17 protein-coding genes, 3 pseudogenes and 1 riboswitch are annotated in these 24,760 nt (G+C 69.0%); of the genes and pseudogenes, 11 read left to right on the top strand and 9 right to left on the bottom strand.

Annotation, left to right across the window (positions count from 1 at the left end; genetic code table 11):
* Positions 1 to 30: 30 nt before the first annotated feature.
* The 3 genes and pseudogenes from BTZ20_RS18920 to BTZ20_RS18930 all read left to right on the top strand — a co-directional run bounded on the left by BTZ20_RS18920 (position 31) and on the right by BTZ20_RS18930 (position 8,487).
* Positions 31 to 3,859 (top strand): annotated as a pseudogene (locus BTZ20_RS18920) (ABC transporter ATP-binding protein).
* Positions 3,860 to 3,968: 109 nt separating this feature from the next.
* Positions 3,969 to 7,763 carry a multifunctional oxoglutarate decarboxylase/oxoglutarate dehydrogenase thiamine pyrophosphate-binding subunit/dihydrolipoyllysine-residue succinyltransferase subunit gene (locus tag BTZ20_RS18925; protein ID WP_077042414.1) on the top strand — a complete coding sequence of 1,265 codons (3,795 nt, stop codon included), beginning with the start codon at positions 3,969 to 3,971 and terminating at the stop codon, positions 7,761 to 7,763.
* A gap of 22 nt (positions 7,764 to 7,785) precedes the next feature.
* Positions 7,786 to 8,487 carry an AAA family ATPase gene (locus BTZ20_RS18930; protein WP_077043823.1) on the top strand — a complete coding sequence of 234 codons (702 nt, stop codon included), beginning with the start codon at positions 7,786 to 7,788 and terminating at the stop codon, positions 8,485 to 8,487.
* Here BTZ20_RS18930 and BTZ20_RS18935 read toward each other — a convergent pair.
* The 3 genes from BTZ20_RS18935 to BTZ20_RS18945 form a co-directional block, all read right to left on the bottom strand.
* A complete protein-coding gene (locus BTZ20_RS18935; RefSeq protein WP_077042415.1) occupies positions 8,446 to 9,465 on the bottom strand; it encodes a hypothetical protein in 1,020 nt (339 codons plus the stop codon). The genes BTZ20_RS18930 and BTZ20_RS18935 overlap by 42 nt on opposite strands.
* 86 nt (positions 9,466 to 9,551) lie before the next feature.
* Positions 9,552 to 11,054 carry a multicopper oxidase family protein gene (locus tag BTZ20_RS18940; RefSeq protein WP_077043824.1) on the bottom strand — a complete coding sequence of 501 codons (1,503 nt, stop codon included), beginning with the start codon at positions 11,052 to 11,054 and terminating at the stop codon, positions 9,552 to 9,554.
* Positions 11,055 to 11,112: 58 nt separating this feature from the next.
* Positions 11,113 to 11,724, bottom strand: coding sequence for a TetR/AcrR family transcriptional regulator (locus BTZ20_RS18945; RefSeq protein ID WP_077043825.1), 612 nt, complete (start codon positions 11,722 to 11,724; stop codon positions 11,113 to 11,115).
* A 71-nt stretch (positions 11,725 to 11,795) separates the two neighbouring features.
* On the opposite strand from BTZ20_RS18945, the pseudogene BTZ20_RS18950 reads away from it, so the two are divergent.
* The 3 genes and pseudogenes from BTZ20_RS18950 to BTZ20_RS18960 all read left to right on the top strand — a co-directional run.
* Positions 11,796 to 13,319: pseudogene (locus BTZ20_RS18950) on the top strand (flavin-containing monooxygenase); the annotation flags it as partial.
* 140 nt (positions 13,320 to 13,459) lie between these two features.
* Positions 13,460 to 14,290: an SDR family NAD(P)-dependent oxidoreductase gene (locus BTZ20_RS18955; protein WP_077042416.1), complete on the top strand. Its 831-nt coding sequence runs from the start codon at positions 13,460 to 13,462 to the stop codon at positions 14,288 to 14,290.
* Positions 14,291 to 14,297: 7 nt separating this feature from the next.
* Positions 14,298 to 15,197, top strand: coding sequence for an alpha/beta hydrolase (locus BTZ20_RS18960; protein WP_411269084.1), 900 nt, complete (start codon positions 14,298 to 14,300; stop codon positions 15,195 to 15,197).
* Between the two features lie 79 nt (positions 15,198 to 15,276).
* Here BTZ20_RS18960 and BTZ20_RS18965 read toward each other — a convergent pair whose 3' ends face one another.
* On the bottom strand, positions 15,277 to 15,855 hold the full coding sequence (locus BTZ20_RS18965) for a glycine betaine ABC transporter substrate-binding protein (RefSeq protein WP_077042418.1): 579 nt from the start codon (positions 15,853 to 15,855) through the stop codon (positions 15,277 to 15,279).
* Positions 15,856 to 15,945: 90 nt separating this feature from the next.
* A riboswitch (SAM riboswitch) is annotated at positions 15,946 to 16,036 on the top strand.
* A gap of 6 nt (positions 16,037 to 16,042) precedes the next feature.
* Here BTZ20_RS18965 and BTZ20_RS18970 point away from each other — a divergent pair.
* Genes BTZ20_RS18970 through BTZ20_RS18985 form a run of 4 tightly spaced genes read left to right on the top strand, consistent with a single transcriptional unit; the run spans position 16,043 to position 19,533 of the window.
* A complete protein-coding gene (locus tag BTZ20_RS18970) occupies positions 16,043 to 17,002 on the top strand; it encodes an ABC transporter substrate-binding protein (RefSeq protein WP_077042419.1) in 960 nt (319 codons plus the stop codon).
* Between the two features lie 10 nt (positions 17,003 to 17,012).
* Entirely contained in the window at positions 17,013 to 18,161 is a 1,149-nt protein-coding gene (locus BTZ20_RS18975; protein ID WP_077042420.1) for an ABC transporter ATP-binding protein, read from the top strand.
* Positions 18,161 to 18,853: an ABC transporter permease gene (locus tag BTZ20_RS18980; RefSeq protein ID WP_077042421.1), complete on the top strand. Its 693-nt coding sequence runs from the start codon at positions 18,161 to 18,163 to the stop codon at positions 18,851 to 18,853. Before BTZ20_RS18975 ends, BTZ20_RS18980 begins: the two co-directional genes overlap by 1 nt.
* Positions 18,850 to 19,533, top strand: coding sequence for an ABC transporter permease (locus BTZ20_RS18985; protein ID WP_077042422.1), 684 nt, complete (start codon positions 18,850 to 18,852; stop codon positions 19,531 to 19,533). The genes BTZ20_RS18980 and BTZ20_RS18985 overlap by 4 nt, the downstream gene beginning before the upstream one ends.
* A gap of 89 nt (positions 19,534 to 19,622) precedes the next feature.
* Here the strand turns inward: BTZ20_RS18985 and BTZ20_RS18990 are convergent.
* From BTZ20_RS18990 to BTZ20_RS19005, 4 genes and pseudogenes are all read right to left on the bottom strand, one after another.
* Positions 19,623 to 20,817 (bottom strand): annotated as a pseudogene (locus BTZ20_RS18990) (NADP-dependent malic enzyme).
* A gap of 333 nt (positions 20,818 to 21,150) precedes the next feature.
* Positions 21,151 to 21,465: a hypothetical protein gene (locus BTZ20_RS18995; RefSeq protein WP_223263412.1), complete on the bottom strand. Its 315-nt coding sequence runs from the start codon at positions 21,463 to 21,465 to the stop codon at positions 21,151 to 21,153.
* 4 nt (positions 21,466 to 21,469) lie between these two features.
* Entirely contained in the window at positions 21,470 to 22,084 is a 615-nt protein-coding gene (locus BTZ20_RS19000) for a MarC family protein (protein WP_077042423.1), read from the bottom strand.
* Between the two features lie 13 nt (positions 22,085 to 22,097).
* Complete coding sequence (locus tag BTZ20_RS19005) at positions 22,098 to 22,952, bottom strand: PHP domain-containing protein (RefSeq protein ID WP_077042424.1); 855 nt, start codon at positions 22,950 to 22,952, stop codon at positions 22,098 to 22,100.
* Between the two features lie 120 nt (positions 22,953 to 23,072).
* Here BTZ20_RS19005 and corA point away from each other — a divergent pair, with 120 nt between their 5' ends.
* Complete coding sequence (corA, locus tag BTZ20_RS19010; RefSeq protein ID WP_077043827.1) at positions 23,073 to 24,149, top strand: magnesium/cobalt transporter CorA; 1,077 nt, start codon at positions 23,073 to 23,075, stop codon at positions 24,147 to 24,149.
* On the opposite strand, the gene BTZ20_RS19015 is transcribed toward corA, so the two are convergent.
* Positions 24,150 to 24,737 carry a suppressor of fused domain protein gene (locus BTZ20_RS19015; RefSeq protein ID WP_097212503.1) on the bottom strand — a complete coding sequence of 196 codons (588 nt, stop codon included), beginning with the start codon at positions 24,735 to 24,737 and terminating at the stop codon, positions 24,150 to 24,152.
* Between the last annotated feature and the right edge of the window lie 23 nt (positions 24,738 to 24,760).

Here is a 24,760-nt window from a genome sequence, read left to right on the forward strand (position 1 = left end):
CGTCGGACCCCGGGGCTACCGTGGATTTCGATGGTGACCTCGAAGAGCAAACGCGGCTGGATACGTCGGCTGACGGCCGAATGCTGGGCGCACCGGACCGTCGTGCTCGGCGCGCTCGCGGTCACGGTGATCGCCGCGATCATCGACATCTCGTTCCCACTCCTGACCCGGATCGCGATCGACGACGCCACCAGCGGCGCAACCGAGATGATCGCGACCGTGGCCGCGACCATCGCGGCGCTGGCCGTGGTCCGGTTCGGCTGCCAGTTCGGCCGCCGGATGCTCGCCGGGCGGCTCTCCATCGATGTGCAGCACGATCTCCGGCTCGGACTGCTCGGCTCGCTGCAACGCCTCGACGGCGCCGGCCAGGACCAGATCCGCACCGGACAGGTGGTGTCCCGCTCTATCACCGATCTGCAGCTGGTGCAGGGCCTGCTCGCCATGGTCCCGCTGTCCGCGGGCGCGCTGATCCAGTTCCTGCTCGCGGTCGTGGTGATGGCCTACCTGTCCCCCTGCTCACCGTCGTCGCGCTGCTCGTGGTCCCTGCGGTTTCGCTGGTGGTCTGGCTGATCCGGCCCAAGCTGTACGCGGCCACCTGGTCCGCCCAGCAACGCGCCGCCGACCTCGCACAGCACGTCGAGGAAACCGTCACCGGGGTCCGGGTGGTCAAGGGGTTCGGCCAGGAGGCCCGGGCGGTGCAGCGCCTCGAGGGCCTCGGCCGCGACCTCTATGCCGAACGGATGCGGGCCGCCCGGATCAACTCGCGCTTCACCCCGACGATGGCCGCGCTGCCGCAGCTCGGACTGGTCGGGGTGATCGCCCTCGGCGGCGCGTTGGCGCTGCAGGGCTCGATCTCGGTGGGCACCTTCCTCGCGTTCGCGACCTACGTGGCGACCATGTCGAACATCAGCCGCCTGCTGTCGTCGGTGGTGATCATGGCCCAGCTGTCGCGGGCCGCGGTCGAACGCGTCTACGAGGTGATCGACACCGAGCCGTCGGTCGCGGACCCGGCGCGGCCGATCCCGTTGCCCGCCGGGCCGATCGGGGTCCGGCTGCGCGGGGTCACCTTCGGCTTCGAGTCCGGCCGCGAGGTGCTGCGGGACCTGGACCTCGACATCGCTCCCGGCGAGACGGTGGCCGTCGTGGGTCGGGCCGGCTCCGGCAAGACCGCGCTGTCGCTGCTGCTCCCCCGCTTCTACGCGCCAACCGAGGGCAGCGTGGGGCTCACCTCGGACGGACAGGCCATCGACGTGTCGGACCTGCGCGCCGATCAGCTGCGCGAGGCCGTCGGGCTGGTCTTCGACGAGCCGTTCCTGTTCTCCGACACCATCTCCGCGAACATCGCGCTCGGCCGCTCCGACGCCAGCGCCGAGGAGATCACGATCGCTGCGAAGATGGCGCAGGCGGACGAGTTCATCGAGGCGCTGCCCGACGGCTACGACACCGTCGTCGGCGAGCGCGGGCTCACCCTCTCCGGCGGCCAACGCCAGCGGGTCGCACTGGCGCGCGCGCTGCTCGTCGATCCCCGGCTGCTCATCCTCGACGACGCCACCTCTGCCGTCGACGCAGCCACCGAGGCCGCGATCTTCGACACCCTGCGCTCCCAACGCGATCGGACCACGCTGATCCTGGCGCACCGACGCTCGACGCTGACCCTGGCGGACCGGGTCGCCGTCCTCGACGAGGGCCGGATCATCGACAGCGGGACGATCGCCGAGCTCGACGAGCGCTGTCCGTTGTTCCGTGCGCTGCTCGCCGACCCTGACCCGGAAGGCGCGCGCTCGGACCCGACGCCGGTGCCGACGGTGCCCGAACCCACCGACGCCCAACTGTGGCCCGAGACCGTGCCGTCCACCGAGTTCGACGCGATCGTCTCCGACAACCCGACCGCGTCGGCGGGGCACGGGCACGGCGGCGCCCCCGGCCGCGGCGGAGGAGGCGGTGGCGGAGGGCCGATGGCAGGCGCCCTCGGCGACGTCGCTGCGACCCCCGAGCTGCGGGCCGCGGTCGAGGCGCTGCCGCCCGCGGTCGAGAACCCTCGGATGGACGACGCAGGCCTCCGCAGGCCCGATCCCGACTTCCGACTGTCCTCGCTGCTGCGGCCGGTCCGCTGGATCCTGGCCGCGGTCGTCGTCTGCCTCGCGCTCGATTCGCTCGCGGGTGTGCTGTTCCCGTCGATCGTGAAGTTCGCCATCGATCACGGCGTGGTCCCCGACCAGCCGTCGGCGCTGTGGTGGGCCACCCTCGCGGGGATCGCGCTGGTGGCCACCAACTGGGTTGTGGTCGCGGTGATGACGGTGATCACCGCCCGCGCGGGCGAGAAGGTTCTCTACGGCCTGCGGGTGCGCAGCTACGCGCACCTGCAGCGGCTCGGACTCGACTACTACGAGCGCGAGCTGTCCGGCCGGATCATGACGCGGATGACCACCGACGTCGACGCGCTGTCGTCGTTCCTCCAGACCGGCCTGTCCACCGCCGTGGTCAGCGTGCTGACCGTCGTCGGCATCTCGGTGGCGCTGCTGCTCACCGACGTCGTCCTCGCGCTCGTCGCCCTCGCCGTTGTTCCGCCACTGATCGTCGCCACCCTGATCTTCCGGCGGGTGTCCTCCGTCGCGTACTCGGTCTCCCGCGAACGCATCTCCATCGTGAATGCCGACTTCCAGGAGAACATCGCCGGCCTGCGCGCCGCACAGGCATACCGCCGGGAGGACTTCGCGGCGGAACGCTTCGCCGCCAGGGCGGACAGCTACCGCCGCAGCCGGATGCGCTCGCAGCTCGCGATCTCCATCTTCTTCCCGTTCATCACGCTGCTCTCCGACCTGGCACTTGCCGCGGTTGTCCTTGTCGGTTCGCGCGAGGTCGCGAGCGGCGACGCCACCGCGGGGACGCTCGTCGCGTTCGTCCTGTACCTGGGGCTGCTGTTCGGCCCCATCCAGCAGCTCTCGCAGGTGTTCGACGGCTACCAGCAGGCCAGCGTCGGCCTCAGCCGCATCGGCGACCTGCTGCGCACCTCGAGTTCGATCGAGACCGCGACCCAGACCGACACCGTTCCCATCGAGGGCCACCTGCGCGGCGACGTCTCCTTCGGCGCGGTGAGCTTCCGCTACAGCGGCGCCGAACGGGAGGCACTGAGCGGGGTGGACCTACGGATCGAGTCCGGCACCACCGTCGCGCTCGTCGGCAAGACCGGCGCGGGCAAGTCGACCGTGGTCAAGCTGCTCGCCCGCTTCTACGACCCGAGCACCGGTTCGGTTCGGGTCGACGACGTCGACCTGCGGGCCTATCCGCTGCACCGGTACCGCGGCCGCCTCGGTGTGGTCCCACAGGAGGCGCACCTCTTCTCGGGGACGTGGCGAGCAACATCGCCTACGGCAAACCCGACGCCACCCGTGACGAGATCGTGGCCGCGGCCCGCGCGGTCGGGGCGCTGCCGACCATCGCCGGATTCCGGGGCGGGATGTTCCAACCCATCGGGGAACGCGGCCAGGGGCTGTCGGCCGGGCAGCGACAACTGATCGCCTTGGCCCGCGCCGAGCTGGTCGACCCCGACCTCCTGTTGCTCGACGAGGCCACAGCGACGCTCGATCCCGCGACCGAGCGGACCGTGCTCGAGGCGGGCCGGCTGCTCACCCGCCGCCGGACGGCGGTCATCGTGGCGCACCGCCTCGCGACCGCCGCTCAGGCCGACCTCGTGGTCGTGATCGACGACGGGCGGATCGTGGAGAAGGGACGGCACGGCGATTTGCGGCGTGCCGGTGGTCACTATGAGCGACTCTGGGATGCAGCGCAGAGCCAAGAAGGGAATAATTCGCGGGGACTAACCGTCATCGATAGTAGTGAACCCGGCGGCCTGAAGTGATGTACTTCACTCGGCGGGCGCCCGGTGCGCGCTCGTCACAGATGGGGTCTAGCCTCAGGTCTATCCGCGCTGATCTGGGACCAAGAGAGAAACGAGGCGAACACCTGCCGTGAGCAGCAGTTCTACGTCACAATTCGGACAGAACCAGTGGCTGGTCGACGAGATGTACCAGAGGTTCCAAAAGGACCCGGCATCAGTCGACGCGAGTTGGCACGAATTCCTCACCGATTACACGCCAGATGCTTCCGGAGCCGGCAACGGCGTGAGCAGCCCTGCTGTTCCCGCGGCGCCCGCCCCGACGAACGGCACCGCCGCACCCGCAGCGACGAACGGCACGCCGCCCGCCCCGGCCGCTGCCGCACCGCCTGCCGCAGCACCGCCTGCCCCCGCCCCGGCAGCCCCGGCGCCGGCCCCCGCAGCAGCTGCACCGGCAGCCCAGCCCGCGGCCACCGCCCCGGCCCCCGCTGCCAAGCCCGCGGCCCCGGCTCCCGCAGCCAAGCCCGCGCCCGCAGCCCCCGCTGCCAGCACCGACGAGTCCAAGATCCTGCGTGGCGCCGCTGCCGCGGTCGCGCGCAACATGTCCGCCTCGCTCGCGATCCCCACCGCAACCAGCGTGCGCGCCATCCCGGCGAAGCTGATGTTCGACAACCGTGTCGTCATCAACAACCACCTCGCCAGGACCCGCGGCGGCAAGATCTCGTTCACCCACCTGCTGGGCTACGCCATCGTCCAGGCCGTCAAGGCCTTCCCGAACATGAACCGGCACTTCGCCGAGGTGGACGGCAAGCCGAACGCGATCACCCCCGCGCACACCAACCTCGGTCTGGCCATCGACCTGCCCGGCAAGGACGGCAGCCGCTCGCTGGTCGTCGCCGCCATCAAGGGCACCGAGTCGATGAACTTCGCCCAGTTCCACGGCGCGTACGAGGACATCGTCCGCCGCGCCAGGGACGGCAAGCTCACCGCGGAGGACTTCGCGGGCGTCACCATCTCGCTCACCAACCCCGGCACCATCGGCACCGTGCACTCCGTGCCGCGCCTGATGCAGGGCCAGGGCGCCATCATCGGCGCCGGCGCGATGGAGTACCCGGCCGAGTTCCAGGGCGCCAGCAACGAGAAGATCGCCGAGATGGGCGTCGGCAAGCTGATGACGCTGACCTCGACCTACGATCACCGCATCATTCAGGGCGCGGAGTCCGGCGACTTCCTCCGGACCATCCACAACCTGCTGATCAGCGACGATTTCTACGACGAGCTGTTCCACGCGCTGCACATCCCGTACGAGCCCGTGCGGTGGCGCCAGGACATCTCCGCGACGGACATCGACAAGAGCACCCGTGTGCTCGAGCTGATCGCGGCGTACCGCAACCGCGGACACCTGATGGCGGACACCGACCCGCTGCAGTTCGTCAAGGACAAGTTCCGCAGCCACCCCGACCTCGACGTCACCACCCACGACCTGACGCTGTGGGACCTCGACCGCGAGTTCAACGTCGGCGGCTTCCACGGCAAGCAGCGGATGAAGCTGCGCGACGTGCTGTCGATCCTGCGCGACGCGTACTGCAGGCACATCGGCGTCGAGTACACGCACATCCTCGACCCCAAGCAGCAGCAGTGGCTACAGGAGCGCGTCGAGGCCAAGCACGTCAAGCCGACCGTCGCCCAGCAGAAGTACATCCTGAGCAAGCTGAACGCCGCCGAGGCCTTCGAGACCTTCCTGCAGACCAAGTACGTCGGCCAGAAGCGGTTCTCGCTCGAGGGCGCCGAGTCGGTCATCCCGATGATGGACGCCGTCATCGACCAGAGCGCCGAGCACGAGCTCGACGAGGTCGTCATCGGCATGCCGCACCGCGGTCGCCTCAACGTGCTCGCCAACATCGTCGGCAAGCCGTACTCGAAGATCTTCACCGAGTTCGAGGGCAACATGAACCCGGCGGCCGCACACGGCTCCGGTGACGTGAAGTACCACCTCGGCGCCGAGGGCACCTACATCCAGATGTTCGGCGACAACGACATCAAGGTCTCGCTCACCGCGAACCCGTCGCACCTCGAGGCCGTCGACCCGGTCCTCGAGGGCCTCGTCCGCGCCAAGCAGGACATCCTCGACAAGGGCGAGGAAGGCTTCACCGTGCTGCCGCTGATGCTGCACGGCGACGCCGCCTTCGCAGGCCAGGGCGTGGTCGCGGAGACGCTGAACCTGTCGCTGCTGCGCGGCTACCGCACCGGTGGCACCGTGCACATCGTCGTCAACAACCAGGTCGGCTTCACCACCGCCCCGGAGCACTCGCGCTCCTCGGAGTACTGCACCGACGTCGCGAAGATGATCGCCGCACCGGTCTTCCACGTGAACGGCGACGACCCCGAGGCCTGTGTCTGGGTCGCGCAGCTCGCCGTGGACTACCGCGAGGAGTTCGGCAAGGACGTCGTCATCGACATGATCTGCTACCGCCGTCGCGGCCACAACGAGGGCGACGACCCGTCGATGACGCAGCCGGCGATGTACGACCTCATCGACACCAAGCGCAGCGTCCGCAAGAGCTACACCGAGGCTCTGATCGGCCGTGGCGACATCTCGCTCAAGGAAGCGGAAGACGCGCTGCGTGACTACCAGGGTCAGCTGGAGCGGGTGTTCAACGAGGTCCGAGAGCTGGAGAAGTTCAAGCCGGAGCCGTCGGAGTCGGTCGAGCTCGACCAGACCCCGCCCGCCCGCCTGACGACCGCCGTCGAGCCTGCCGTCCTCGAGCGGATCGGCGACGCATTCGTCAACGTGCCCGAGGGCTTCACGGTGCACCCGCGCGTCAAGCCGGTCATCGAGAAGCGCCAGGAGATGTCGCGCGACGGCAAGATCGACTGGGCGTACGCGGAACTGCTGGCGTTCGGTTCGCTGGTCGAGCAGGGCGCGCTGGTGCGCCTGACCGGTCAGGACTCGCGCCGCGGCACGTTCACCCAGCGTCATTCGGTACTCATCGACCGCAAGACCGGCGGCGAGTACAACCCGATCTCGGCGATCGCGGCGAACGCGGGCAACGGCGGCAAGTTCATGGTTTACGACTCGGCACTGACCGAGTACGCGGGCGTGGGCTTCGAGTACGGCTACTCGGTGGGCAACCCCGACGCGCTGGTGCTGTGGGAGGCGCAGTTCGGCGACTTCGTCAACGGCGCCCAGACGATCATCGACGAGTTCATCTCCTCCGGTGAGGCCAAGTGGGGCCAGCTCTCCGACGTCGTGCTGCTGCTGCCGCACGGCCACGAGGGCCAGGGCCCGGACCACACGTCCGGCCGCATCGAGCGGTTCCTCCAGCTGTGCGCGGAGGGCTCGATGACCGTGGCGGTGCCGTCCACCCCTGCGTCGTACTTCCACCTGCTGCGTCGTCACCACCTCGACGGCATCCGCCGTCCGCTGGTGGTCTTCACCCCGAAGTCGATGCTGCGCAACAAGGCCGCGGTCAGCGATCTCGCGGACTTCACCACCGGCAAGTTCCGCTCGGTGTTCGAGGAGCCGGAGTACGAGACCGGCGGCGGCGAGCGCGACAAGGTCAAGCGCGTGCTGCTGGTCAGCGGCAAGCTGTACTGGGAACTGCTGGCCCGCAAGCAGAAGGACAACCGCGAGGACATCGCGATCGTGAGGATCGAGCAGCTGTACCCGCTGCCCAGCCGGCGCCTGCGCGAGACCCTCGACCGGTACCCGAACGCGACCGAGTTCCGTTGGGTCCAGGAGGAACCGGCGAACCAGGGTGCCTGGCCGCTGTTCGGCCTGGCGCTGCCGGAGCTGATCCCCGACAAGCTGACCGGGATCAAGCGGATCTCTCGCCGCGCCATGTCGGCCCCGTCCTCGGGCTCGAGCAAGGTGCACGCCGTCGAGCAGCAGGAGATCATCGACGAGGCGTTCAAGCCGATCGCGTAGCTTGACCGCACCCGTACTGCCACTGAGCCGGGTCGAATTCACTCGCAGGAGCGAATTCGACCCGGCTTCGTGGTATCTCGACCTGCCCGCGATCGGCGAACTGTGCAGGGACGGACTCGATTTCACCAGCCCGGTGACTGTCGTCGTCGGCGAGAACGGCGTCGGCAAGTCGACCCTGGTCGAGGCCATCGCCGGCGCCTGGCAGAACGGATTCCGCGGCGCCCAGGACCGGCTGTGGTCGGCAGGCGGCAGCGCCGAGGACACCGACCTGCCCCGCCACCTCACCTGCATCGGGGCGCAGCCCCGGCCGTACGGCGGCTGCTTCCTGCGGGCCGAGGCCATGCACTCGCTCTTCGACCGGGCCGACGGCGATCGCGTCCGGGACACCGACCAGGGGCTCAACGAGCTCTCCCACGGCCAGTCGTTCCTGCGCTACGTGGCGGACCGGCCGATCGGTGTCGGCCTGTGGATCCTGGACGAGCCGGAGGCCGCGCTCTCGTTCCAGTCCTGCCTGGCGCTGCTCGGGGTGATCAAGGACCTGGCTGCCGAGGGCTCCCAGGTGATCATGGCGACCCACTCCCCCGTGCTGGCCGCCTGTCCCGGCGCCGAGATCTGGGAGCTGACCGAGGACGGCATCGAGTACCCGCAGTGGGACGAGCTCGACCTGGTCCGGAACTGGCGCTCATTCCTGGACGGCCCCGACCGGTTCCTGCGGCACCTGTAGCGGCTTCGCCGCCCGTGCGCGATCCGTACCCCTACCGGGGTGAAACGCACGCACGGCCGCGACCCCGAGCACCGTGGCGGCGAGCAGGGCGCCGCCGGCCGCCAGTGTGAGCGCATCGGGGTCGGTGAACGGCTGTCCGCGCAGCGCCTGCCACGACAGCAGCACCAGCAGGCCCGTGTAGCCACCGGCCAGCACCCCCATCACCGCCGCCCGCGCGCCCTCCTCCCGGAGCCACGCGACGCGCGGGGCGAGCGCCGCAAGCACGACCGCGGCCAGCAGCAGGATCTGCAGCGCGTGCAGGCCGACGAAGTGCGGGATGCGCAGGTCCCCACCGGTGGTGCTCCAGTTGGTGATCGGCATGCCGGGTCGGTCGTCGGTCGCCCCGACGGTGTGCCGGGCGCCGAGCTCGACCATCCGGCCGTTTGCGTCGCGTGCCGATTGATCGCCCTGGAAGCCCACCATGTACGCGATCCCCATCCCGGCCAGCGCGAGCCACAGCCCGGCCTTGATGGCCCGGGTGGTCGTGCGGTCGGTCAGCCGCTGTCGGAGCAGGATCACGGCGATCACGAGGTTGGCGGCGAACAGCCCCAGCACGCCGAACCCGAAGATCGTCTGCCCTACCGAGTTGACGATGTCGTCGGAATTGTTGAAATGGCTGAAGGTTCCGCGGGCTGCCTGCACTGCGATGAAACCGACATCGGTGAGGCCTGCCACCGCGAAGACGAGAGCCAGCACGCCAGTCCAACGACTCCCCCGGTGCGGCAGGTTCAGCAGCCACGCCAGGGTGGCGCCGTAGAGCGCGAAGGCGATCGCGAATTTGAACGGTTTCACCCAGACCGACACCCCCAGCAGCATGCGGTCGTCGACCACCATGCCGACGGCGCAGGCGAACGCGAGCAACATCATCGCGGTGACCATCACCATGAGGGGCCGCTGCCGGGCGAACAGGGAGCGAACCTGCGATCCGAGGGTGTCCATGCACCGACGGTATGGACGCGGACCCGATCGGCGCGTCCCGCTGCGGAGTGAGATCGGATCCCCTACCCAGGTATGAGAAGGCGCGACTAGATCTCGTAGGAGACGCTGCCCATCATGCCCGAATCCTGATGAAAGCTGTTGTGACAGTGGAAGGCCCACACCCCGGGATTGTCGGCGTCGAAGTGGGTCGCCATCGTGGTCCTCGGCAGCACGATGACGGTGTCCTTGCGCGCGCCCGACTCGGCGAGCTGGAAGGTGTGGCCGTGCAGGTGCATGGGGTGCCACATATCGGTGTCGTTGCGCCAGCTGATGCGCACTCGCTCACCGCTGCGCACCCCGTATCGGTTCGACTCGACGCTGTTGGGGTCGAAGGGGACGCCGTCGATGCTCCACGTGTACGGGCTCATCGACCCCGTGAGCCGGATATCGAGGGTGCGGGTGACATCGCGGCGCGGGAGCCGGTCGGCCTCGGTCGCCGACATGTCCCACGCCATCGGGATCCTTCCGTCCAGCTCGGCCACCGGAATGTCCGCGGGCGGCCGCTCACCCGGACCGGTGCGGACGATCGCCAGCGCCCTGGCGTTCTTTCCCTCCGCGGAGGCGACGAGTGGGAACACCCCGTCCTGAAGCGTGACCAGAGCGTCGTACCGCTCGCCCATCCCGAGCAGTACCGCGTCGGCTCGCACCGGGTCGATCGGGTAGCCGTCGGTGTGCGTCACGGTGAGCTCGTGGCCGCCGAGCGCCACCCGGAACGCCGTGTCGGCGCCTGCGTTGACGATGCGGAGCCGGGCACGGTCGCCTGGCCTCGCGGCGAACTGTGGCGGATCGGCGGGGATCCTGCCGTTCACGAGGTAGTAGGGGTACTTCACGTCGCCTGCGTCGCCGCCGAGCAGTGCGCTCTCGCCGTCGGTGAGCATGTACTGCGGCGCGGTCATGCCGGGCATCCCGCTCATGCCGCCCATTCCTGCCGTCAATTCGCGGTAGACGTCGTCGGGCGTGCCGGTGATCCCGTCCATCCAGTCCTTGAGGAACACCGTCCACTCGTGGTCGTAGCGCAGGCCCTCGTTCGGGTCCTCGATGATCAGCGGTCCGGACAGACCCCGGTCGAGCTGCAGCCCGGAATGCGAGTGGTACCAGTACGTTCCCGGGTCCGGCATCACCGCCTCATAGACAAAGGTCTGCCCCGGCGCTATCGGCGGTTGGGTGAGGACCGGGACACCGTCCATGTCATTCCGGATCGCGATCCCGTGCCAGTGGATCGTCGTGCCGACTGGCAGGTCGTTGGCCACCTCGGCGCGCAACCGTTCGCCTGCCCTGAGCCTGATCTCGGGGCCCACCGCGGTGGTGCCGAACCCCCAGGTGTTCGCAGCGACTCCGCCAAGGTCCACGGTCACCGGCCTGGCCGACAGGGCCATCGGTACCACCGCCGCCGAACGAGCAAGCGCCCGATCGCGCGCCGCGATCTCGGGGTCGGAGGGAGTGATGAAGCGCGGCTGCGGCGGTGCACTCGAGCACGCCACGGCGAGACCGCCTGACACCGTCGCCGCGGCAGCGTACTTCAGGAAGTCCCTACGAGACACGGGATCCATCGCGGCACCCTCCGCTGTGAACAGCGACAAGTCTATCCCCGGAGAGCGAGTCGGACGGTTACGCGCCCAGCAACGCCGCCGCCGTCTCCGAGCTCAGCGCGACCGCGGGCAGGGCGGTGACGATCAGGTCGATCAGTTCCTCGCGGGCGATCTCGGGGTCCCTGAGCCAGCTGATCGTGGCCTCCTCGACGAACGCGATCCAGCCGCGGACCGCGAGGGTGATCCGGGGTCCCGGTTCGATGCCCAGCTTCGGCAGTTGCAGGGTGATCCGTTCCGCCATGATCGCCCGGGTCCGCTCGAACTCGTCGCGCATCTCGGGGTCCCCGCTCGCGGTGCCGCGGAGCAGCGAGACGTAGGTGTTTCGGTTCTCCGAGACATAGTCGACATAGGAGGTGATCGCGGACCTCAGGATCTCGAGCGGCTCCAGGCTGAGGTCGGGTTCGGTGTGGGCGAGCATCTCGACGTTGGTGTGGCGCACGATGGCGAGATGGAAGTCGCGCTTGGACGCGAAGTAGTGGAAGAGCAGTCCGCGGGAGACGCCTGCCTGGTCCGCGATCTCCTCGACCGAGACCTGCTCGAGGGGTCGCTCCGCGAGCATGCGTGCGCCCAGGTCGATGAGCTGAGCGCGCCTCTCCTCCGGGCTGAGCCGGGTGCGCTTGGTGACCGCCATGACCATCAGCTTACTGAATTGTCGTCAATAAGCTATTGACTGTGACTCAACAAGCCCCTACTGTGTGGTACATGAGTCTTCCAGTTACAGATACCGCCGTGAAGCCGGGTGGAGCTCCGCGACACGTCGACACGCTGATCATCGGCAGTGGCTTCGCGGGCCTGGGCGCCGCGATCAAGCTGGTTCAAGAGGGCAAGCGGGACTTCGTCGTCCTCGAACGCGGCAGCGAGGTGGGCGGCACCTGGCGCGACAACACCTACCCCGGCGCGGCCTGCGACGTCCCCTCGCATCTGTACTCGTACTCCTTCGCGCTGAATCCGACCTGGACCCGGTCGTTCTCCAAGCAGCCGGAGATCCAGAACTACATCAGCTCCGTCGCGCGCAAGTACAACGTGCTCGACAAGCACGTCTTCGACTGCGACGTGCAGGAGGCGCGCTGGAACGACGTCAGCGCACGCTGGGAGGTGCAGACCTCGCAGGGCGCATTCACCGCCAAGATCGTGATCTCGGCCGTCGGCGCGCTGTGCGAGCCGTCGCTGCCGGACATCAAGGGCATCGACGGATTCGAGGGCGAGATCTTCCACTCCGCCCGTTGGAACCACGACGCCGACCTGGCAGGTAAGCGCATCGCCGTGATCGGCACCGGCGCCTCCGCCATCCAGATCGTCCCCCAACTCGCCGCGAAGGCCGGCCGGCTCGACGTCTACCAGCGCACGGCGCCGTGGGTCCTGCCCCGCGCGGACCGCGAGTACACCACGCTCGAGAAGCTCGCGTTCAAGTACGTGCCCGGGTTCCAGAAGCTCTCCCGCACCGGCATCTACTGGATGCGCGAGACCCAGGTCGTCGGCCTGGCCAAGGCCCCGATCTTCATGAAGCCGCTGCAGTTCGCGGCCGAGCGCCACCTGCGCATGCAGATCAAGGACCGGGACCTGCGCAAGAAGGTCACCCCGAACTTCCAGATCGGCTGCAAGCGCATGCTGATCTCCAACAACTACTACCCCGCGCTGGCCCAGCCGAACGTCGACCTGGTCACCGACGGCATCGCGGAGGTCACGGCCAACGGCATCGTCGACCGCAACGGCGCGACCCGCGAGGTCGACGCGATCGTGGTGGCCACCGGCTTCCACGTGACGGACTCCCCCACCTTCGCCGGGATCATCGGCAAGGACGGCCGCTCCGCCGCGGAGGTCTTCGAGGCCAGCGGACAGCAGGGCTACAAGGGATCGGCGATCGCCAACTTCCCCAACATGTTCTTCCTCGTCGGCCCGAACACCGGCCTTGGCCACACCTCGATGGTCTTCATGATCGAGTCGCAGCTCAACTACGTCATCGACGCGATCAACACCATCGAGCGCAACGGTATCGGGACCATCGAGGTCCGCCAGGAGGTGCAGGACGCCTACAACAAGGACCTGCAGGACAAGCTCGCGCGCAGCGTCTGGAACAACGGCGGCTGCGCCAGCTGGTACCTCGACAAGCACGGCAACAACACCACGCTGTGGCCGGGCTTCACCTTCCAGTTCCGCAACACGACAAAGAAGTTCGACCTCGCCGCCTACCGCAGCGTGGCCACCAGGGATCTGCCCGCGATCACCGGCGACGAGATCGCCGCCGAGATCGAACGCGGTATTGCACCCATCGCCGGCACCGCAGGCGATGCACCGATTGCCGGCACCGCCGGCGATGCACCGCTTGCCGGCACCGCCGGCGATGACGACGAGAAGGTTGTTGCACAGTGAGCGATTTCGCAGGCAAGGTCGTGGTCATCACCGGAGCGGGATCCGGCATCGGTCGCGCGCTCGCGCTGAACCTGGCGCAGAAGGGCGCCCGGCTCGCCCTGTCCGACTTCGACAGCATCGGACTGGCCGAGACCGTGCGCCAGGCCGAGGCGCTCGGCGCCGAGGTCAGGTCCGACCACCTGGACGTGTCCCAGCGCGAGGCCGTACTGGAATACGCCGACGCGATCGCCGCCCACTTCGGCAAGGTCAACCAGATCTACAACAACGCAGGCATCGCGTACCACGGTGAGTTCGAGAAGTCCGAGTTCAAGGACATCGAGAAGATCATGGACGTGGACTTCTGGGGAGTCGTCAACGGCACCAAGGCATTCCTGCCGCACCTGGTCGCATCCGGCGACGGGCACGTGGTGAACGTCTCGAGCCTCTTCGGGCTGCTCTCGATGCCCGGTCAGTCCGCATACAACTCCGCGAAGTTCGCGGTCCGGGGCTTCACCGAGTCGCTGCGGCAGGAGATGCTGATCGCCAAGCACCCGGTCAAGGTGACCTGTGTGCACCCCGGCGGCATCAAGACCGCCATCGCCCGCAACGCGACCGCGGGGCCAGGGGAGGACCTCGCGGCCTTCTCCGAGTTCTTCGACAAGAAGCTGGCGCGCACCACGCCTGAGCAGGCCGCGAAGGTCATCGTGAACGGCGTGCAGAAGGGCAAGGCGCGGGTGCTGATCGGCGCCGACGCCAAGTTCCTCGACGCCTGGGTACGCCTGGTCGGCTCGAGCTACCAACGCGTTGTCGCCGAGATCGCCGGCCGCGTGATGCCGAAGGGGAAGTAGCCCAGTGGTGTTCCTCCCCCGACCGCTGGTCGCGGCGAACCTCGGCGCCTTCTACCGGGTGGCCCTGCACGCGAAGATGCCGGTACCCGCGGCGCGTGCCCTGCTCGACGCCGGTTCCCCATTGCAGCGGCTCCCCCGCGACACCGTCGTGCGCGAGCTGACCCTGGCAGGCCGCAGGGCCGAGCGCATCACGGTCGGGGCCACCGAGCGCCGCACCGCCGTGCTGTACCTGCACGGCGGCGGGTACACCCTCGGATCGCTCGCCACCCACCGGTCGCTGGCCGCGTACCTGGCACGCGAGTCCGAGGCCGCGGTGTACCTGCTCGACTACCGCCTCGCTCCGGAGGATCCGTACCCGGCCGGACTGGAGGACGCGGTCGACGCGTACCTCGAGCTGTTGGTCGAGCACGGGTACTCCGCCGATCAGGTTGCCATCGCGGGGGATTCGGCGGGCGGCGGACTGTCGCTTGCCACCACGCGCCGCCTGATCGACGCGCACGACGTGCGCCCGGCTGCGCTCGGGCTGATCGCGCCATGGGTGGACCCCGGCGCCAGGGACGCCCCGAAGGATCGCGATCTCGTGGTCAACACGGCGTGGTCGTTCGTCGCCGCCGAGGCGTACCTCGGCGGCGGAGACCCGGCCGACCCGGGCTTCGCGCCGCTGCACGCCGACATGGCCGGGCTACCGCCGACCATCGTGCACGTCGGCACCTCCGAGGTGCTGTACCCACAGGTGACGGAACTGGTGCAGAAGATGCGCGCCGCCGACGTCACGGTTCGGTTCACCGAGTACCCGAACCTGTGGCACGTCGCGCACCTGCAGGCGTCGATCCTGCGGGAGGCAAACGACGCCGTGCGCGAGCTCGGCGGCTTCCTGCGCGAGGCGCTCGAACGCACCGAGGTCTAGCTCACGCATCGAACGGGTGGTTACCGGGAGGATCGCCGAGAGGCGAACCCGGTAACCGCCCGTTCGTGCGTCACCGCGCTCAGCGAGCCGCGCGCCATTCGTCCGCGGCCTGCGCCGAGGTGAGCTCGCCGACGCGGACCCGCTCCGCCATCGACGCCAGGTCGGCCGAGGTCAGCTCGCCCGCAACGACGTTGAGCGCCTTGACCTGATCCTCGGTGAGCACCCCGCTGCGAATCAGGGGCACGACGTTCTCGGCCGGCGCAGATTCCTCGGTCTCCAACTCTGCCTCGCTGTAGTCGGACACCGAGAGCCCCTCCGGCAGAGACCTGTTCAGCTCCTCGAACACCTCGTCCGGATCGGTGAGCGCCGAATCCGGCTGGAAGTAGTGCAGCAGCTGCCCGGTGAAGTCCGGCACCACCGTGATGTCCGCCGCCCCGAGTCCCTCCACGTACTCCGCCCTGGTCTCCGGGGAACCCACCTCGACCGGGGATCCGGTGCCACGCAGGATCCCCGCATAGATCTCCGCGACGACCTGTGACTCCGCGCTCTCCCCGGATCCGACGGTGATCGCTGCCGGTGCCTGTGTCTCGTCGAGCCGGGAATTGTCCACCGTGCATCCGGCGAGCGCGCACACCACGGCCGCGGACATCGCTGTCATCGCGGCCTTCCTCCACCGAGCCGTCATGGCGCGCCACGCTCCCTCTCCTCACCCAGCGAATGTCCTCCCTATCGTTACACTCGGTGGCCAGCACCATCTCGAGCGGCCGAGAGATCCGGCTTGTTGACGCCGCAGCAACCAGTCCGAAGGGGACGGGTGCTACCGCCGGAACCGATGGAAGGACGCCATGAGGTTCTCAGCTCTCCGCTCCGCACGCCTGCTCCCGTTTGCCGTCGCCGCGGCGGTCACCTCCCTTGCCCTCACCGGATGCGGCGGCGACTCCGACCCGCTCAGCAGCGGCGGTGGCACGAGCTCGGACCCGAACGCGATCATCGTGGGGTCGGCAAACTTCCCCGAGTCCGAGACCGTGGCGAACATCTACGCGGAGGCCCTGCGTGCCAATGGCTTCGACGTGCAGACGAAGCTCAACATCGGCAGCCGCGAGACCTACATCCCCGCGGTCAAGGACGGGTCCATCGACGTGATCCCGGACTACACCGGCAATCTGCTGCAGTACCTCGACAAGGACACCACCGCGACCAGCGCCGCCGAGGTGGACGCGGCCCTGCCCGAGGCGCTCGGCCCCGACCTGGCGATCACCACGCCCGCACCCGGCGAGGACAAGGACGCGGTGGTGGTCACCCGCGAGACCGCCGACAAGTGGCAGCTGACCTCGATCGCGGACCTGGCGCCGCACTCCGCCGAGGTGAAGTTCGGCGCCCCAGCCGAGTTCCAGGAGCGCGCGGGAGGGCTGCCCGGACTCGAGGCCGACTACGGCCTCGTCATCAGCCCGCAGAACTTCGTGCCGATCGCGGACGGCGGCGGACCGGCCACGGTGGCCGCCCTCTCCTCCGGCCAGGTCACCGCGGCGAACATCTTCACCACCTCGCCTGCCATCGCCAAGAACAACTTCGTGGTCCTCGAGGACCCGAAGAACAACTTCCCGGCGCAGAACGTGGTGCCGGTCCTGCGCGCGAACAAGCAGTCCGAGAAGCTGGCGGCGGTCCTGAATGCGGTGTCGGCCAAGCTGACCACCGACGAGCTCATCGCCCTGAACACCTCGGTGTCCGGCGACTCGAAGACCGAACCGGACGCCGCCGCCACCGAATGGGTGTCGGCACAGGGGCTCGACAAGCCGGTGTCGTAGGCGGCCGGCCTTGATCTCCTTCGAGTCGGTCACCAAGCGCTACCCGGACGGCACCACCGCGGTCGACAACCTCGACCTGGTCATCGAGCCCGAGTCCTTCACCGTGTTCGTCGGACCGTCGGGCTGCGGCAAGACCACGTCCATGCGGATGATCAACCGGATGATCACCCCCACCTCCGGCAAGGTGATCGTGAACGGCCAGGACGTCACCCGCACGGACGCGGTCAAGCTCCGCCTCGGCATCGGCTACGTGATCCAGAGCGCGGGCCTGCTGCCGCACCGGACCGTGGTCGACAACGTGGCCACCGTGCCTGTGCTGCGCGGCGATTCGCGACGCGCGGCCCGCAAGGCCGCGCTCGAGGTGCTCGAGCGGGTCGGGCTCGACCCCGCGCTTGCCACCCGCTACCCGTCCCAGCTCTCCGGCGGCCAGCAGCAGCGCGTCGGCGTCGCAAGGGCCCTGGCGGCCGACCCACCGATCCTGCTGATGGACGAGCCTTTCAGCGCGGTCGATCCGGTGGTCCGCGAGGACCTACAGGCCGAGATGCAGCGCCTGCAGGCGCAGCTGCGCAAGACCATCGTGTTCGTCACCCACGACATCGACGAGGCGGTCCGGCTCGGCGACCGCGTCGCGGTGTTCGGCCCGCACGGCAGGCTTCAGCAGTACGCCGATCCGCAGACCGTGCTCGCCTCCCCCGCAACGGATTTCGTCGCCGACTTCGTGGGACGCGATCGCGGGTACCGCGGGCTGTCGTTCCGGCCCGCCGACGAGGTGCCGGTGCACGAGATCCGCACCGCCGTCGAATCCGAACTCGCCGCGCTTCGCCTCGGCCAGGGCGAGTGGGTGCTCGTGGTCACCGAGGACGGCGCGGCGCCGCGCGGCTGGATCGACGTCACCGGCGTCGAGGGCATCCGGGCAGGCAACACACTGGCCGAGAGCACGTCCGCGGGCGGTTCGCTGTTCACGCGGGGCGGGGACCTACGGCAGGCACTGGACGCCGCGATCTCGTCGCCGTCCGGAATCGGGGTCGTGGTGGACCATTCCGGCTCGGTGGTGGGCGGGGTCAACGGATCCGAGGTGATCCGCAAACTCGCGGATCAGCGACAGGCCGAGGACCGGGCCAGGAACCGGCACTTCTTCAACGGCGAGACGGCCGGCTGATGCGCTGGTTGATCGACAACTTCTCGCAGGTTGTCGACCTCGCGAAGACGCACCTCTACCTGGCGCTGCTGCCGCTGCTGATCGGGCTGCTGATCGCGGTGCCCGCCGGCGTCGCCATCCGAAATATCCCGTGGCTGCGCAAGACCACCATGACGCTCGCCTCGCTCGCGTTCACGATCCCCTCGCTCGCGCTGTTCGTCACCATCCCGCCCCTGCTCGGGCTGAACATCCTCGACGAGATGAACGTGGTGATCGCGCTGGCGATCTACTCGACCGCACTGCTGGTGCGCGCCGTGCCCGAGGCCCTCGACTCGGTGCCCGAATCGGTGATCGACTCGGCCACCGCGATGGGCTTCACCCCGCTTCGCCGCGCGCTGACCGTCGAACTGCCGCTTGCCCTCCCGGTGCTGATCTCCAGCATCCGGGTCGTCGCCGTCACCAACATCTCGCTGGTGTCGGTCGGCTCGCTGATCGGCATCGGCGGACTCGGTGAGCTGTTCACCAAGGGCTACCAGCGCGACTACCCGGACCAGATCCTGGCGGGGATCATCGCGATCGTCTTCCTGGCGTTGGTGATCGACGGCCTGCTCTATCTTGCGGGCCGCCTGCTCACCCCGTGGACCAGGACCGCCCGTAGCCGCAGGGCGGACGGACCGGCGGCGCTCCTCCGCGCGACGGAGGGCCCCGCATGAACCTGTTCGGATCCGCCTTCGACTTCATCGCCGACCCGTCGAACTGGTCCGGCCCCACCGGCATCGGCGCCCGGATCGTCGAACACCTCTGGTACAGCCTGCTCGCGGTCGCCATCTCCGCGGCCATCGCGATCCCGTTGGGACTGCTCATCGGGCACTTCCGCAGGGGCGATGCGATCCTGGTCGGGCTGGTCAATTCGCTCCGCTCACTGCCGACCCTCGGCATCCTGACGTTCCTGGTGCTGCTCCTCGGGCTCGGCCTGATCCCGCCGATCATCGCGCTGGTCCTGCTCGGTATCCCGCCGATCCTGGCAGGCACCTACGCAGGCGTCGCGAACGTCGACGCGGTCGTGGTCGACGCCGCGCGATCGATGGGGATGACCAGGGCACAGGTACTCGGCCGGGTGGAGGTCCCCAACGCGCTGCCGCTGATCGTCGGCGGGCTGCGCAACGCGACGCTGCAGGTCATCGCCACCGCCACGGTCGCCGCCTACGTCAACCTGGGCGGACTGGGGCGGTACATGTTCGACGGCCTGGCGCTCGGTGACTATGCCCGCATCCTGGTGGGCGCGATCCTCGTCGCGGCGCTGGCCCTGATCCTCGACGGCATCCTCGCGGTCGCGGTGTGGGCCTCGGTGCCGGGCACGGGCCGACTGCGCCGCACGCCGACGCTGACCTGAGCCCGCCCGGAAAAAGACCGGACAACGCGAAGGGCCCCGTCGTGCGGTGTCAACCGCTCGACGGGGCCCTTCTACGCAGAACTGGAGGCTCAGGCCTGGGCGACGCCCTCGGCCTTGGCCGCGGCCGCGACGGCCTCGGCGACCGCGGGGGCCACCCGCGGATCGAGCGGGCTCGGCACGATCTTGTCGACGGCCAGCTCGTCGGCGACGACGGACAGGATCGCCTCCGCCGCGGCGAGCTTCATGCCCTCGGTGATGCGGCGGGCGCCTGCGTCGAGCGCACCCTTGAACACACCGGGGAAGGCGAGCACATTGTTGATCTGGTTCGGGAAGTCGCTGCGGCCGGTCGCGACGATCGCGGCGTGCTTGCGTGCGATGTCCGGGTGGATCTCCGGGTCCGGGTTGGACATCGCGAAGATGATCGCCTCGGGGCCATCGTCGCGATGATCTCCTCCGGCACGGTGCCCGCGGACACGCCGAGGAACACGTCGGCGCCGTCGAGCGCCTCGACGATGCCGCCAGTGCGTCCGGCCGGGTTGGTGCGAGCGGCGAGGTCCGCCTTGATCTCGTTCAGGTCGGCACGGTCGCTGGACACGATGCCCTTGGAGTCGAGGACGGTGACGTCGGCGATGCCGGCCGCGAGCAGGATGTTCGCGCAGGCGACGCCTGCCGCACCGGCACCGGAGATCACCACGCGCAGCGCCGTGATGTCACGGTCCTGGACCTTGACCGCGCCCTTGAGCGCGGCGAGCGCGACGATGGCGGTGCCGTGCTGGTCGTCGTGCATGACGGGGCAGTCGAGGGCCTCGATGACCCGCTTCTCGATCTCGAAACAGCGCGGGGCCGAGATGTCCTCGAGGTTGACGGCACCGAAGCTCGGGCGCAGCCGGATGAGGGTCTCGACGATCTCGTCGGGGTCCTTGGTGTCGAGCACAAGCGGGATCGAGTTCAGACCGGCGAACTGCTTGAACAGCGCGGACTTACCCTCCATCACCGGCAGCGAGGCGCGCGGTCCGATGTCGCCGAGTCCGAGCACCGCGGTGCCGTCACTCACGACGACGACGAGACGGCTGGTCCACGTGTAGCGGTCCGCGAGCGTCTCGTCGGCCGCGATCGCGCGGCTGACCTGTGCCACACCGGGCGTGTATGCGATCGACAGGGCGCGCTGAGAATCGAGGGGGCGGTCGTCTCGACAGAGAGCTTGCCGCCGACGTGGCCCGCGAAGATCTCTTCGTCGGTCAGCTCAACCTTTTTCGGTGTGGTTGCTTCAGACACAAGAGACACGATTGCACTCCTACTCATGCCGCTCCCACTCGGGGGCGGGTTACTGGGAAGTAGCAGCGCCGAGGTGGAAATCGACGCAGCCGCAGGTTTTTGGTCGAGATGGGGGTGAGGCTAACCGAGGGTGCACGATCAATTCCCGATTGGTCTACGGGCCGCTGCACTCAACTCGGAAGCGCGAAGGCGCCAGGCGGGGTGAGCCCGGGCGCGAAATCTGCCGCTGGTGAATCCGACTCTCGCTCCGTTACCGGGGGTAGCACCGGCGCGAAGTGCAACAAGTGTGCCACCGCGGCCTCACCGCACGCAAATCTCACCGGTGAGTAGCTTTTTGGTGAGCTAACGCCACCACTGGGTCCACAGCAGGAGGCCTGTGACCAAGAACACGCCCACCGAGCCGAAGACGGCCGTGACACCCCGCCGGTGATCGGCCACCCGCTGCGCCAGCAACACCAACACGACCGCAACGATGTGGGCACCGACCGACACCTTCCCCGGCCCGGGGAACCCGCGCTGGCCGCCCAGATACGACGTGCCGAGGACGACCACCGCCAGCACCACAACGCCTGCCGCGACGGCACCGCTCAGCGCCCTCAAGCCGCGGACGACTCCCCCGTTGCTCTCGGCGTGGCCCTCGTACTCGTCGACCGACACGTCCCTACCCACCTGCGATGAATCCGCGGACCGAGTCCGCAATGAGCTGCACCGCGATCGCGGCCAGCAGGAGTCCGGCGATCCGGGCCAGCAACGAGATGCCGCTCACGCCCAGCAGCCGGATCAGCACCGTGGAGAACCGCAGCACCACGAACAGGATGAGGTGAATCGTCAGAATCGCCAACCCCACGGCCAGCGGGGCACCCGAATGCCCCTCGGCCTGGTTCACGAAGACGATCACCGCGGCGATCGCACCCGGCCCCGCCATCAGCGGCGTCCCGAGCGGCACCAGCGCGACGTTGACGTCCTCATTGCCCTTCGGCTGATTCGCGTCCCGGCCTGTCAACAGCTCCAACGCGATCAGCAACAGCAGCAGGCCGCCCGCGCCCTGCAGCGCGGGGATCCCGATGTGCAGGTAGTTGAGGATCGCCTGGCCGCCGATCGCGAACACCGTGATGACGGCCAGCGAGACCGCGGGTGCCTGCCACGCGGCCCGGTTACGCGCCTCCTTGCTCTTGCGGCCGACCAGGGACAGGAAGACGGGGATGGCGCCCGGCGGGTCCATGATCACGAAGAGCGTGATCACGGCCGTCATGTACAGGGTGGTATCGAAGGACATCAGCGCTCCTCCCTCATCCCGAGATCACGTCGACGCCACTGGACCTGGCCACGATCCGGTCGAACTCGCTTGGCGCGGTGAGAAATTCGCCGAGCTTCACCGACTTGTTGACGCCGTGATAGTCCGAGGACCCGGTCACGATGAGATCGTGTTCGCGGGCGATCGCGGCGAGGATCTCCCGATCCGCGGGCAGGTGGTCGTGATGGTCGATCTCCACACCGGCGAGACCGTCCGCGACGAGTTCGCCGATCTGCTCCATCGCGAGCAGGCGGCCGCGGCTGGCGGCCCGCCCGTGCGCGATCACACTCACCCCGCCCGCGTCAGCCACCATCCGCACCGCCTCGGGCAGCGGCGTGTCCGCCTTGTGCACGTAGTAGCGGCCGCCGGTCTTGAGCAGTTCACCGAATGCCTCGTCGACGGATCCGACCACCCCCGCCGCCACGAGCGCCTGCGCCAGGTGCGGGCGACCGGCCGCGGGCCCCGCCGCCGCCATCACCTCGTCCGGGTCCACGGGCAGGCCGTCGAGTGCCATCCGCTCGGCCATTGCCCGCAGCCGCGACGTCCGCTCGGCGCGCAGCCGTTCGCGTTCCGCGGCGAAGGCCGCATTCTTCGGATCGAAGAGGTAGGCGAGCAGGTGAACCGCGACCGGCCTGCCGTCCTCGCCACGGCCCTCGCAGGACATCTCCATGCCTCGGACCAGGCTCAGCCCGGCGGGCAGCGCGGCGGCGGCCTCGGCCCAGCCGGCGGTGGTGTCGTGGTCCGTCAGGGCCACCACGTCCAGCCCGGCGTCCGCGGCGTGCCGCACCAGGTCAGCGGGACTGTCCGTCCCGTCCGAGGCAGTTGTATGGGTGTGGAGGTCGATGCGCACCGAGCCATTGTCTCAGGCTGTGGGAAGCGGGTTCGACACCTCGCGGCGCGGCGTCCGCCCGGATCCACCGGGCTAGGATTGACCCGAGATCATCGCCGGGCTCGAGAGGGAGTGGCTGCCGTGCCGTCCATGCCGTCGCTACGCCCGACCCGCAGGTCGCCCGGCACCGCCCCGGTGCGGATCCCCGTCCCGACCGCAAGGGCCATCGTGGACTGCGCCGTGTACATCGACGGCGAGCGACTGCCGGGGAAGTTCACCCACTCCGCGGCCCTCGCCGAGGTCCGCGCCCGGGGCAAGGGCTTCGCCTGGGTCGGCTTGCACGCCCCAGACGAATATCAGATGGGCAGTGTCGCAGAGGTTTTCGGCCTGCACGAGCTGACGGTCGAGGACGCCGTGCACGCCCACCAGCGACCCAAGCTCGAGCTGTACGACGACGTGCTCTTCCTGGTCCTGCGCACCGTGAATTACGTTGAGCACGAGTCGATCACCACGGCCAACGAGGTGGTCGAGACCGGCGAGATCATGATCTTCCTCGGCACCGACTTCGTGGTCACCGTCCGGCACGGCGAGCATTCCGGCCTGGCCGGGGTACGGGCGCTGATGGAGGCCAACCCCGGACGACTCGCGCTCGGTCCGTCGGCCGTGTTGCACGCGATCGCCGACCACGTCGTGGATCAGTACCTCGCGGTCACCGAATCCGTCGAGAAGGACGTCGATCTCATGGAGGAGGAGGTCTTCAGCCCCCGCACCCGAGTCCCGATCGAGCAGATCTACCTGCTCAAGAGGGAGATCGTCGAGCTGCGCAAGTCGGTGAACCCGCTCGCCAGTCCCCTGCAGCGGCTGAGCCAGGACACCACCACCACCGCTGTGCCGAAGGAGGTCAGGCGCTACCTCCGCGACGTGCAGGACCACCACACCATCGTCGCCGAGCGGATCGCCGAGTTCGACGAGGTGCTCAGCACCCTCGTCGAGGCGGCCCTTGCCAAGGTGGCAGTGCAGCAGAACACCGACATGCGCAAGATCTCGGCCTGGGTCGCGATCGCCGCGGTGCCGACGATGATCGCGGGCATCTACGGTATGAACTTCGACCACATGCCGGAGCTGCGCTGGAGCTACGGCTATTACGGGGTGATCGTGCTGATCGTGATCGCGTGCACCGGCCTGTTCGTCACGTTCCGCCGCAACAACTGGCTCTGACTAGAGCGAGGCTGCCCCGCGCGCCGGGTCGCGCACGTCGATCCCGGCCTCCGCCCACGCCTCCCGCAGCGCCGCGGCGCCGCGCAGCCGCACCCAGGCGGCCTCGGTGCCGGTGATCGGCACCGCGGCGAGGAAACGCACAGGATCGGCGGGCTCGGGCAGCTCGAGATCCTCGACGTCGCTCTCCCCCAGCAGCACCGCGGTGAACGGGGCGCCCTTCCACAGCGGCTCGCCCACGTCGAGCAGGCCGTCGACCGTGAGGACCACGCCCTCCACCGCGGGCGCGGCGGCAAGGATCGCCAGCGTCTTGTGCACGCCGGAGGCGACGCCGACGCCGCCGCGCAGGGTCAGCATCAGTTCCGCGCGCGGCCCCCGCACGGGGTCCGCGATGGCGTCGCTCGGATCACCCATCGGATGCCGCGAACAGCCGAGCGAGACGTACCGGACCAGGTCGTCGGAGTCGGCGGGAAAACGGAGTACCTCCAGCGGTTCGAGCCCGAGGAAGGTCACGGAGGCGGCGGAGGGCGCGGGCCCACCGATCCGCTCGGTGAGGTGCGCACGGACGGAGGCGATGACGCTGTCACTCACCCGTTCATCTAACACCCCATGGC

Origin of the sequence: Rhodococcus sp. MTM3W5.2, assembly GCF_001984015.1 — a bacterium.
Classification (GTDB): domain Bacteria; phylum Actinomycetota; class Actinomycetes; order Mycobacteriales; family Mycobacteriaceae; genus Rhodococcus_G; species Rhodococcus_G oryzae.

What these genes read in the sequence shown, in the direction of transcription:
- BTZ20_RS18935 (WP_077042415.1), bottom strand. Translation starts at nt 9,465, where the DNA reads ATGGACACCCTCGGATCGCAGGTTCGCTCCCTGTTCGCCCGGCAGCGG.
- BTZ20_RS18940 (WP_077043824.1), bottom strand. Translation starts at nt 11,054, where the DNA reads ATGGATCCCGTGTCTCGTAGGGACTTCCTGAAGTACGCTGCCGCGGCG.
- BTZ20_RS18945 (WP_077043825.1), bottom strand. Translation starts at nt 11,724, where the DNA reads ATGGCGGTCACCAAGCGCACCCGGCTCAGCCCGGAGGAGAGGCGCGCT.
- BTZ20_RS18965 (WP_077042418.1), bottom strand. Translation starts at nt 15,855, where the DNA reads ATGACAGCGATGTCCGCGGCCGTGGTGTGCGCGCTCGCCGGATGCACG.
- BTZ20_RS18970 (WP_077042419.1), top strand. Translation starts at nt 16,043, where the DNA reads ATGAGGTTCTCAGCTCTCCGCTCCGCACGCCTGCTCCCGTTTGCCGTC.
- BTZ20_RS18980 (WP_077042421.1), top strand. Translation starts at nt 18,161, where the DNA reads ATGCGCTGGTTGATCGACAACTTCTCGCAGGTTGTCGACCTCGCGAAG.
- BTZ20_RS18985 (WP_077042422.1), top strand. Translation starts at nt 18,850, where the DNA reads ATGAACCTGTTCGGATCCGCCTTCGACTTCATCGCCGACCCGTCGAAC.
- BTZ20_RS19000 (WP_077042423.1), bottom strand. Translation starts at nt 22,084, where the DNA reads ATGTCCTTCGATACCACCCTGTACATGACGGCCGTGATCACGCTCTTC.